Genomic DNA, 11,307 nt, shown 5'->3' with positions numbered 1-11,307 from the left:
GGAGCACCTATGCAGACTTTGTACCCGCAGATCAAACCTTACGCCCGGCACGATCTGGCGGTGGAAGAGCCGCATGTGCTGTATGTCGATGAAAGCGGCTCGCCAGACGGCTTGCCCGTAATTTTCATCCACGGCGGGCCGGGTTCGGGATGCGACGCACAGAGCCGCCGCTACTTCGATCCGAACCTCTACCGCATCATCACGTTCGATCAGCGCGGTTGCGGCCGGTCCATTCCTCACGCCAGCCTGGAAAACAACACCACCTGGCATCTGGTCGACGACCTCGAACGCATTCGCACTCATCTTGGCATCGACAAATGGGTGGTGTTCGGTGGCTCGTGGGGTTCGACGCTTTCCCTTGCCTACGCGCAGAAGCACCCGGATCGGGTTCACGCACTGATTTTGCGCGGCATCTTTCTGAGCCGTCCCCAGGACATCAAGTGGTTTTATCAGGAGGGTGCGAGCCGGCTGTTCCCTGATTACTGGCAGGATTACATGGCACCGATTCCGCCGGATGAGCGCCACGACGTGCTCGGCGCATTCCACAAGCGCCTCACCGGCAGCGACCAGATCGCTCAGATGCACGCCGCCAAGGCATGGTCGACGTGGGAAGGGCGCACCGCCACGTTGCGCCCGAACCCGCAGGTGGTCGATCGCTTCACCGAGCCCCATCGTGCGCTGTCCATCGCGCGCATCGAATGCCACTACTTCACCAACGGCGCGTTCCTTGAAGAAAACCAGCTGATTCGCGACATGCCGAAGATCGCCCATCTGCCGGGCATCATCGTCCATGGCCGCTACGACATGATCTGCACGCTCGACAATGCCTGGGAACTGCATCAGGCGTGGCCGAACAGTGAGCTGCAGGTCATCCGCGACGCCGGGCACTCGGCGTCCGAGCCGGGCATCACCGACGCTCTGGTGCGCGCGGCATCGGAAGTGGCGCGGCGTTTGCTGGATCTGCCGCCGGAAGAGGCCTGAATGAAAGCCTTGCTTCAGCGCGTTTCCCAGGCGCGGGTCGACGTTGCCGGCCAGACCATTGGTGCGATTGATCAAGGATTAATGGTCCTGATTGGCATCGAGCCTCAAGACACGCCGGCCAGCGCCGACAAGATGTTGCACAAGCTGCTTAACTACCGGGTATTCAGTGACGCCGACGCTAAGATGAATCTTTCGTTAACCGACGTTAACGGCGGGTTGCTGCTGGTCTCTCAGTTCACACTGGCGGCGGATACCAAAAGCGGGATGCGGCCGAGCTTCTCAAAAGCCGCGCCTCCGGCCCTCGGCGCCGAGCTGTTTGGCTACTTGGTGACGAAGGCCAGAACTTCTCACTCGGCCGTGGAAACGGGCCAGTTTGGTGCAGATATGCAGGTGCATCTGGTCAACGATGGCCCTGTGACATTTTTGCTTGAGACCTGAATGGCCAGGTCTGTTTGATAACCCCGGATTTACGCGCTTTAAACGCAATAAATAGTTTGCGTCACCTGATGCGTTGTAACGCGAGCTACTGGATAATCGCGCGCTACAAGGACGGGCCAGGGCCCGTCAAATCGGTAAAACGCAGACTGGTCCGGCACCGCTTGGGGAATCATTGGCCCCTTTTGGAGTCGGAACAATGCTCGCCAACCCGGCATTTGATAGCTGGCCGTTGGTTTCTTCATCTGTTTTCGGCGAGGGTTGCTCGTGATTGTTAGTCCATGTAATGCACCAAAGAACCCGGGCGGTCGCTTGCGTAGCGCACTGCTGGCAGGGTCGGCTTTGTTTTGTCTGTTCGGCGCCAGTCAGCTGTGGGCGTTCGATCTCGACGACGTGGCGACAAAGGCCAAAGATCTGGCCGGACAGAAATTCACCGCGCCGAAGAGCAATCTTCCGGCCGAATTCCGCGACATGAAGTTCGCGGACTATCAAAAGATCCGCTTCCTGCAAGACAAAGCCGAATGGGCCAATGACAAGACCCCGTTCAAGGTGTCTTTCTACCATCAGGGCATGCACTTCGACACCCCGGTCAAGATCAACGAAGTCACCGCCAACTCCGTCAACGAAATCAAGTACGACCCGAGTCGTTTCGATTTCGGCGACGTGAAGTTCGATCCCAAGTCGACCGAGAACCTGGGCTATGCCGGTTTCCGCGTGACTTACCCGATCAACAAAGATGACAAGCAAGACGAAATCATGACCATGCTGGGCGCGAGCTACTTCCGCGTCATCGGTAAAGGTCAGGTGTACGGTCTATCTGCACGCGGGATGGCGATCGACACGGCCATGCCGTCCGGTGAGGAATTCCCTCGCTTCACCGAATTCTGGATCGAGAAGCCGAACCCGGATGACAACCATCTGGTCATCTTCGCCCTGCTCGACTCCCCTCGCGCCACTGGCGCGTACAAGCTGACCCTGCGTCCGGGCACCAACACACTGGTTGATGTCCAGTCGCGCATGTACCTGCGTGACAAGGTCGGCAAACTGGGCGTTGCGCCGCTGACCAGCATGTACCTGTTTGGTGCCAATCAGCCGTCGAAAGTCCTCAACTACCGTCGTGAGCTGCACGACTCCAGCGGTCTGTCGATTCAGGCAGCCAACGGTGAGTGGATCTGGCGCCCGCTGAACAACCCTAAACACCTCTCGGTCAGCAGCTTCTCTGTGGAGAACCCGCGCGGTTTCGGTCTGCTGCAACGTGGCCGCAATTTCAGCCACTACGAAGATCTGGATGACCGCTACGACAAACGTCCAAGCGCCTGGATCGAGCCGAAGGGCGACTGGGGCAAGGGCACTGTTGATCTGGTCGAGATCCCGACTGCCGACGAAACCAACGACAACATCGTTGCGTTCTGGAAGCCGGAAACCCAGCCAGAGCCGGGTCAGGCGATCGACTTCAACTATCGTCTGCACTGGACCATGGATGAAGATGCCATTCACTCGCCAGATCTGGGCTGGGTCAAGCAGACCCTGCGCTCCACCGGCGACGTGAAGCAGTCCAACCTGATTCGTCAACCGGACGGCAGCGTTGCCTACCTGGTCGATTTTGTTGGCCCGACCCTCGCCAAGCTGGGCGAAGATCCGTCGATCCGCAGTCAGGTCATCACCGATGACAACACTGATCTGGTCGAGAACAACCTACGTTACAACCCGGTGACCAAAGGCTGGCGTCTGACGCTGCGGCTGAAGGTCAAGGATCCGGGCAAGGCGGTTGAGATGCGTGCTTACCTGCTGCGTGAAACCCCTGCCGAGCCAGGCAAGGAGCCAGCGGTGATCACTGCTGACAAGTCGGACAAGAAGCCGGCCGCCAAGGCTGACGCCAAAGCTGCCGTTGCCGCTGTGCCCGTCGTTACTGCCGCGAAAGACGAAAAAGCTGAAATCGTTAAAACCGATGCCTTGAAGGCCGGCGATGCGAAAGACGCCAAAGATATGAAGGACGCTAAAGGCCCTAAAGCCGACAGCAAAGACGCCGCCAAGTCTGCCGATGCCACCAAGGTCGCCGAAGCCAAGTCGGACGAGGCCTCCAAGCCTGAAGCCGCACTGGGCGACGCTGCCAAGGCCAACAAAGGCATGAAAGACACCCCGCAGCCAGCGGTAGAGGCTGCATCCACCCAACAGGGGCCGGCCATGATTCAACAAGTCCTGACCGAAACCTGGAGCTACCAGTTGCCAGCCGATGAGTAATTCACACGCGGTGCCAGAGCCTTTGAATGAGTCTCTCAGCGAGTACCTGGCGCACTTGCCGATGACCGATGCGCAGCGGGCAGAACTTGCCAGCTGCACCTCGTTCGCTGAGTTGCACGAACGCCTTTCGGCGCAGACCGTTGCCGATTCTGCCGAGGCCTCCCAGGCTTCGGTGGGTCGTCGCCTCACCCTGACGACCGCTGATGAACTGCACGAAGCCGAGATGCTGAGTGTCGATGCCAGCGGGCGCGTGGTTCTCAAAGCCACGCCGCCGATTCGTCGGACCAAAGTCGTGCCGGAGCCGTGGCGGACCAACATCCTGCACCGCGGCTGGCGCCGGTTGACCGGGAAATCCAATCCGCCGCCACCCAAGGACGATCTGCCACGGGATCTGCCGAAGGCGCGCTGGCGTACCGTCGGTTCGATTCGTCGCTACATTTTGCTGATCCTCATGCTGGGCCAGACCATCGTCGCCGGCTTCTACATGAAAGGCATCCTGCCGTACCAGGGCTGGTCGCTGGTCTCGTTTGACGAAATCAGTCATCAGACCCTGTGGCAGACCGCGGTTCAGGTCATGCCGTACGCGTTGCAGACCAGCATTCTGTTGCTGTTCGGCATTCTGTTCTGCTGGGTATCAGCGGGTTTCTGGACCGCGCTCATGGGCTTTCTCGAACTGCTCACAGGCCACGACAAGTACCGTATTTCCGGTGCCAGTGCGGGCCATGAGCCGATCGAAGCCGGTGCGCGCACTGCGTTGGTGATGCCGATCTGCAACGAAGACGTGCCTCGCGTATTTGCGGGTCTGCGGGCGACGTTTGAATCGGTCAAGGCCACGGGCGATCTGGATCGTTTCGATTTCTTCATTCTCAGCGACTCCAACGAAACCGACATCTGCGTGGCCGAGCAGCAAGCGTGGCTGGACGTGTGCCGTGAGACCGGCGGTTTCGGCAAGATCTTCTATCGTCGTCGCCGCCGTCGCGTTAAGCGCAAGAGCGGTAACCTCGATGACTTCTGCCGTCGCTGGGGCGGTGAATACCGCTACATGGTCGTCCTTGACGCTGACTCGGTCATGAGCGGCGAATGCCTGACCAGCCTTGTGCGTTTGATGGAAGCTACGCCGGACGCCGGTATCATTCAGACTGCGCCGCGTGCCTCGGGTATGGACACGCTGTATGCCCGCATGCAGCAGTTCGCGACTCGTGTGTACGGCCCGCTGTTCACGGCCGGCCTGCACTTCTGGCAGCTGGGTGAATCCCATTATTGGGGTCACAACGCGATCATTCGCATGAAGCCGTTCATCGAGCACTGCGCCTTGGCGCCGCTGCCCGGGAAGGGTGCGTTTGCCGGTGCGATTCTGTCCCACGACTTCGTTGAAGCAGCGCTCATGCGCCGTGCCGGCTGGGGTGTGTGGATTGCCTACGACCTGCCGGGCAGTTACGAAGAACTGCCGCCGAACCTGCTGGATGAGCTCAAGCGTGACCGTCGCTGGTGCCACGGTAACCTGATGAACTTCCGTCTGTTCCTGGTGAAAGGCATGCACCCGGTGCACCGTGCGGTGTTCCTGACCGGCGTGATGTCCTACCTGTCGGCGCCGTTGTGGTTCTTCTTCCTGGTGTTGTCGACCGCGCTACTGGCGGTGAATACGCTGATGGAACCGACGTACTTTATGGAGCCGCGTCAGCTGTATCCGTTGTGGCCACAGTGGCACCCGGAAAAAGCCGTCGCGTTGTTCTCGACGACCGTCGTGCTGTTGTTCCTGCCGAAGCTGCTCAGTGTCATTCTGATCTGGGCCAAGGGCGCGACCGGCTTTGGTGGTCGTATCAAGGTCACGATGTCGATGCTGCTGGAAATGCTGTTCTCCATGCTGCTGGCTCCCGTGCGCATGATCTTCCACACCCGCTTTGTACTGGCTGCTTTCCTGGGCTGGGCCGCGACCTGGAACTCGCCGCAGCGTGATGATGACTCGACGCCGTGGAGCGAAGCGGTCAAGCGTCACGGACCACAGACGCTGCTGGGCTTTTGCTGGGCGCTGCTGGTGGCCTGGCTGAACCCGAGCTTCCTGTGGTGGCTGGTGCCGATCGTGGGTTCGTTGATGCTGTCGATCCCGGTGTCGGTGATTTCCAGCCGCACGAATCTGGGTTTGAAGGCGCGCGACAACAAGCTGTTCCTGATCCCTGAAGAGCACACGCCGCCGCAAGAGCTGGTGTCCACTGACAAGTACACGCATGAGAACCGCTGGCACGCGCTGAACGACGGCTTTGTTCGCGCCGTGGTTGATCCGCAGCAGAACGCTTTGGCCTGTGCGCTGGCGACCTCTCGCCATCGCGAAGCCGAGCCGATCGAGTGGATGCGTGTCGAGCGTGTGCGTCATGCGATCAAAGGTGGCCCAGAGCTCCTGAACAACCATGAGCGCCTGCAATTGCTGAGCGATCCGGTTGCGCTGGCTCGGTTGCACGAACTGGTCTGGAGCGAAGGCAATTCCGCGTGGCTCAATGCCTGGCGCGCCTCGGTCGAAGCCGATCCCCATGCGCCGCTGCTGCCTCTGCAGCCAGCGACCCATGTGAACGACGCGACCCTCGTCAACGCCTGATTGACGCGCTAAACAAAACGCCGCCGAAGAGTGATCTTCGGCGGCGTTTTTGTTTGGGAATCCGTTGCATTGAAGTCGTAATGCTCAGGCCATGTGCAAGCTCGTTCTCAGCAACATGCCGACGCCGCAGATCTATCTGTCGAAACGCAAATGGTGGGAGCGAGCTTGCTCGCGAAGATGTCGGTGGATCCACTGAATCTTCAGCGACCGAAATGGCGCCTTCGCGAGCAAGCTCACTCCCACAAGGACTCTGTTTGTTGCGCCATCGCGCTCCGTCCAGAGGCGTTGTCCTGCAAGGTCTGCTGCCGGATCAACTCACCCGAAACTTGCCGACCATCTCCTGCAACTGCACGCCCAGTCGCGCCAGTTCAATGCTCGACGCGGCCGTCTCTTCGCTGGACGCTGCGGTTTGCTCGGACACGTCCCGCACGTTCAGCACACTGCGGTTGATCTGCTCCGCCACGCTGCTCTGCTCCTCGCCCGCTGCAGCGATTTGCTGATTCATTGTCTGAATCGTCGACACCGTGCGTGTGATGTGTCCCAAGGCATCGCCGGCCTGACGACTCAACTCGACGCTGCTGTCGGTCAGGGTTCGGCTGGCATCAAGGGTCATCACCACCTGCTGGGTGCCGCTTTGCAGCGCCGCGATGAGCACTTCGATTTCTTCGGTGGATTCCTGAGTGCGTTGCGCCAGGCCGCGAACCTCATCGGCCACCACCGCGAACCCGCGTCCCGCTTCGCCCGCCCGGGCTGCCTCGATGGCGGCGTTCAGTGCGAGCAGATTGGTCTGCTGCGACACCGACTTGATCACGTCGAGCACCCCACCGATCTTGTCGCTTTCCAGCTTCAGCTTGCCCATGGCTTCGGTTGAGTTGTTGACCTCCAGCGCCAGACGCTCGATCTGCGCGATAGCGTCGTTGACCACCTTGTCGCCGTCCCGCGCCTGCTGATCAGCGTGCCGCGCGGCTTCACTGGCTTCTTCGGCATTGCGGGCCACTTCCATCACGGTCGAGGTCATCTGGTTCATCGCCGTGGCGACGCAGTCCGTTTCGTCTTTCTGGCTGGTGACGCCGGCGCTGGTCTGCGCAGTGACGGCCGACAGTTGCTCCGCCGCGCTGGCAATCTGGGTCACGCCGTCGCTGATGCCGCTGATGAGCTGGCGCAGGCTCAGGGTCATGTCCTGCATGCTGCGCTGGAGCATGCCCATCTCGTCGCGCCGGCCGACGTCGATGTCCTGACTCAGATCGCCTTTGGCGATGCGCGCAGCGGCACTCAAGGTCAGCCGTAGCGGCGCGATGATCTGCTGGGTGATCAGCCAGGCGGCCAGCAGGCCAAGCAGCATCGCCAGCCCGGCTACGCCACTGAGGGTCTGCCGCGACTGAGTGGCTTCGGCATCACGCCGCTGACCTTGCAGCGCAGTGATCTCCCCGGTTGATGTCAGCAGATTCTCGCTGAGCGCCTCCATGGACTCCTGCGCCGCTTCAACCTTGACCTGCAGGTCCTTGAACTGGCCCATGTGCTCGCGGTACTTGAGCAGCGTCTTACGGGCGTTGAGCAACTCACTGACATTGCCATCAGCCTGATCGCTGGCGATTTGCTCGACTTCCTTGAGCGCTTCGTCGATGGCGGTAATGGCGGCGACCTCGTAGGACTCCTTACCGCTGAACACGTACGCCTGGACTTCGTAACGGGCGTTCTGCACCTGGCCGCGCAGCTGCTGGATGTTGGTGAACTCCCCCAGCCGCTCGCTGCTGTCCTGCTCCTGACTCACGGCCTTCAAAACTTCGCTTTCCACCTGGCCAATGGACGTGATCGCCTCTTCAGACAGAACGGCCAGTTGCGCGCGGGAATCTGCCCGCGCACTTAATAGCTTGGCCAGATCGGCGAAGGTGGCTTCGAGCGCCCGCACGGTGTCGCTCTGCCCGTTGAGTAACGTGAGGATGTCGGCAGGTGGGGCGTCGTCACGCAGGAGCACCAGATGCGCTTCGATCTCGTTGATGCGGGCGACGACGCGCGAGGCGCTGTCAGCGGTGTTTTCGACCCGAAAGACAATGCGCTCGGCGCGCAGGTCCTTGGTCATCGCATTGAGCTGGGCGATGGAGGTCAATGACTCCGAGCGCTCGATCATGGTGTCGAGCCCATGCCAGCCGGTCAGGGTGATGGCCAGGGTCAGAAGCAGAACCAGGCCGAAGCCCAGCGAGAGTTTGAGTTTGACGCTGGTGTTGGCCAGCGTCCGGTTGATGCCTTGCAGCATGATGCGTCTCCTGCGGATGAGCGATAAACGCGCATCGGCAGGGGAAGCGGAGGCGTGACCTGATCAGGTCGTAGGAGATTTCCGAGGGGCGGGAAGGGGTGACACGTGTCACAGATTCCACCCCTGGTCGGAGGTTTTGCGGCAGGTGCGTTACTGAAACGGGTGCGGATCAGGCCACTGAATCAGACCCGGAAGCGACCCACCAGCGCTTGCAAATGGCTGCCCAGTCGCGCCAGTTCGACGCTCGATGCGGCCGTTTCCTCGCTCGCGGCCGAGGTCTGTTCCGACACGTCTCGTACGTTGAGCACGCTGCGGTTGATCTCTTCGGCCGTGGCGCTTTGCTCCTCGGCCGCAGCGGCGATCTGTTGGTTCATGGATTGAATCGCAGACACGGTGCGGGTGATGCTTTCCAGTGAGCTGCCAGCGCGCCGGGTCAGCTCTACGCTGCTAACAGTGAGCTCGCGGCTGTTGTCCATGATCGTCGCCACCTGCCGCGTGCCGTTCTGCAGACCGGAAATCAGTTCCTCGATCTCTTCAGTGGACTTCTGTGTGCGCTGCGCCAGGCTGCGCACTTCGTCTGCCACCACGGCAAATCCGCGCCCGGCCTCGCCAGCCCGAGCTGCTTCGATGGCGGCGTTCAGGGCGAGAAGGTTGGTTTGCTGCGCGACGGACTTGATCACGTCGAGGACGCTGCCGATCTTGTCGCTCTCGCGCTTGAGTTCGGCCATTGCCTCGGTGGAGTGACCCACTTCGGTTGCGAGTCGCTCGATTTGCGCGATAGCCTCGTTGACCACCTTGTCGCCCTCGCGCGCCTGGAGGTCGGCGGCTACGGCAGCCTCGGACGCTTCTTCGGCGTTGCGCGCCACTTCCTGCACGGTGGCGGTCATTTGATGCATGGCGGTGGCGACCTGGTCGGTCTCGACCTTCTGGCTGTTGACGCCGGCGCTGGTCTGTTCGGTGACCGCTGACAGCTCTTCGGCAGCACTGGCGATCTGAGTCACGCCTTCGCCGATGCCGCTGATCAACTGACGAAGCTCCACGGTCATGCGCTGGATGCTGCCCTGCAACTGACCCAGCTCATCGCGGCGGTCGACGCTCAAGTTGTGGGTCAGATCACCGGACGCCACGCGCTCGACCGCCACGAGCGTCTGGCCCAGCGGCACCGTGATTTGTCTTGTGATGATCCAGGCGGCGAGAACACCGAGGATCAGGGCCACTATCGTAGCGATGCCAAGAGTCGATTGGGCCTGAAGAGTGTCTGCATCACGCTTGGCGTTTTGCGAACTGTTCAATTGTTCGCTGTTGTCCAGCAGCTGCTGGCCCAGCTCGGTCATTTTGGCCAGGGCCTGAACGCTGACCAGTTGTGCGTCACGGTACTGGCCGACAGCGTCGCGGTAGCCTTTGAGCGCCAGGTTGGCCTTTTGCAGCTGCGGGATGTACTGGGAGGAAACGTCCCCGGCCAGCGTGTTCACTCCGACGATGGCTTCGTCGATGGCGGCGGTGGCGTTCTTCTCGAAATCCGCTTTGCCGCTGAAGGTGTAACCGCGCACCTGGAAGCGTGCCTGCTGAATCTGTTTGCTGACATCCACCGCGCTGTTGAATTGCAGGATGTTGTCGTGTTGGATCAACGCTTCTTCGATCTTTTTGACGACATCTACGGCTGCATCGGCCGTAGTTCCCAGATTGGTTCGGCTCGCTTCGCGGGTCTGGATGGCTTTGGTCATGTCGCCAAAGGCGCGGCGGTATTCGCCTGCGGCCTGAGCCTGAGCGTCCATCAGTTTGAGATCGCCGACACCTTTGACCATGCTCTGCGCGGTTTTCAGGTCGGCGTCGAGATTGTCCAGCGCGGTCATGACAGCCGTCGCGGCTTCAGCGGTGTATTGGGTTTCATACACCATGCGTGCCGTGCGCAGATCCATCGTCCGCTCACTGATCTGAGAGATCATCCCCAGCTTGTCGCCGCGCTCGATCAACGCCTTCACGCTAGACCACCCCGTCGCCGTGATGAGCAACGTGAGCAACAGCACCAGGCCGAAACCGATACCCAGTTTGAGGCTGACGCTCATATTTCCAAGGCGTTGGGTAAACCAGCGAGACATGATGATTCCTTGCGAATTGTTGTTATGGACGCCTGTACATCGGCCGCTGCGTGACGAACTGAAGTGTGGGGTGATGAAGGGGGCGGGGGCTTGCGCGGTGGGGTTTTGCCAAAAGGGGGCAGCGTTCTGACACCGCGTCACTCAGACAGCCAGCACTGCCCATGTGGGGTTGAGCTTGCTCAGGAAGACTGCATTTCAAGCGCCGGCTATCTAGCGGATGTACCGGCCCCTTCGCGAGCAAGCTCGCTCCCACGGGTTCTTCGTCCGCAGGGAAAGCGGTGTCGCCATGTGCTATGAGAGCGGGTCTGTGCTCTGACACCGCGCTGTCGAGCAACAAACACAGGACTTGTGGGAGTGAGCTTGCTCACGAAGACGGTATTACCAATGCTGAACATCTATCGGATGTACCGGCCCCTTCGCGAGCAAGCTCGCTCCCACAGGTTTTGCTTCTGCGGGGAAATCGGTGTCACGACGTTCCGTGAGCGCGGGTCTGTGCTCTGACACCGCGCTGTCGAGCAGCAAACACAGGACTTGTGGGAGTGAGCTTGCTCACGAAGACGGTATTACCAACGCTGAACATCTATCGGATGTACCGGCTGAAGTGGTCAACTTTTTCCGGACACCTCAATCGGTGATTGTCAGGCCGCTTGCCGCTCGTACTGATTGGGCGTCATGTTGCCCAACGTCGAGTGCAGTCGCCCCTCGTT

Annotated in this window: 6 protein-coding genes; 4 read left to right on the top strand and 2 right to left on the bottom strand. The window is 60.6% G+C overall.

What is annotated here, in order from left to right:
- The first annotated feature begins 9 nt into the window (after positions 1-9).
- The 4 genes from pip to mdoH all read left to right on the top strand — a co-directional run bounded on the left by pip (position 10) and on the right by mdoH (position 6,247).
- Entirely contained in the window at positions 10-981 is a 972-nt protein-coding gene (gene pip / locus QWI20_RS19995) for a prolyl aminopeptidase (protein WP_122533954.1), read from the top strand.
- Positions 982-1,419, top strand: coding sequence for a D-aminoacyl-tRNA deacylase (dtd, locus tag QWI20_RS19990; RefSeq protein WP_369306910.1), 438 nt, complete (start codon positions 982-984; stop codon positions 1,417-1,419).
- Positions 1,420-1,683: 264 nt separating this feature from the next.
- The gene (locus tag QWI20_RS19985) at positions 1,684-3,657 is read left to right on the top strand and encodes a glucan biosynthesis protein (protein ID WP_369306909.1); all 1,974 of its coding nucleotides are present in this window, start codon (positions 1,684-1,686) and stop codon (positions 3,655-3,657) included.
- Positions 3,650-6,247: a glucans biosynthesis glucosyltransferase MdoH gene (gene mdoH, locus QWI20_RS19980; protein WP_369306908.1), complete on the top strand. Its 2,598-nt coding sequence runs from the start codon at positions 3,650-3,652 to the stop codon at positions 6,245-6,247. Before QWI20_RS19985 ends, mdoH begins: the two co-directional genes overlap by 8 nt.
- A gap of 310 nt (positions 6,248-6,557) precedes the next feature.
- Here the strand turns inward: mdoH and QWI20_RS19975 are convergent, their stop codons facing one another.
- Positions 6,558-8,501, bottom strand: a complete 1,944-nt coding sequence (locus tag QWI20_RS19975; RefSeq protein WP_369306907.1) for a methyl-accepting chemotaxis protein — start codon at positions 8,499-8,501, stop codon at positions 6,558-6,560.
- A 182-nt stretch (positions 8,502-8,683) separates the two neighbouring features.
- The gene (locus tag QWI20_RS19970; RefSeq protein WP_369306906.1) at positions 8,684-10,600 is read right to left on the bottom strand and encodes a methyl-accepting chemotaxis protein; all 1,917 of its coding nucleotides are present in this window, start codon (positions 10,598-10,600) and stop codon (positions 8,684-8,686) included.
- Positions 10,601-11,307: the final 707 nt, after the last annotated feature.

The sequence above is a fragment of the Pseudomonas sp. W2-17 genome (genome assembly GCF_041060445.1).
Classification (GTDB): domain Bacteria; phylum Pseudomonadota; class Gammaproteobacteria; order Pseudomonadales; family Pseudomonadaceae; genus Aquipseudomonas.
This window is presented reverse-complemented; position numbering and strand designations above follow the sequence as displayed.

Bases quoted from the DNA above. Each gene is read 5' to 3' on its own strand.
- dtd (WP_369306910.1), top strand. From the start codon at position 982: ATGAAAGCCTTGCTTCAGCGCGTTTCCCAGGCGCGGGTCGACGTTGCC.
- pip (WP_122533954.1), top strand. From the start codon at position 10: ATGCAGACTTTGTACCCGCAGATCAAACCTTACGCCCGGCACGATCTG.
- QWI20_RS19970 (WP_369306906.1), bottom strand. From the start codon at position 10,600: ATGTCTCGCTGGTTTACCCAACGCCTTGGAAATATGAGCGTCAGCCTC.
- mdoH (WP_369306908.1), top strand. From the start codon at position 3,650: ATGAGTAATTCACACGCGGTGCCAGAGCCTTTGAATGAGTCTCTCAGC.
- QWI20_RS19975 (WP_369306907.1), bottom strand. From the start codon at position 8,501: ATGCTGCAAGGCATCAACCGGACGCTGGCCAACACCAGCGTCAAACTC.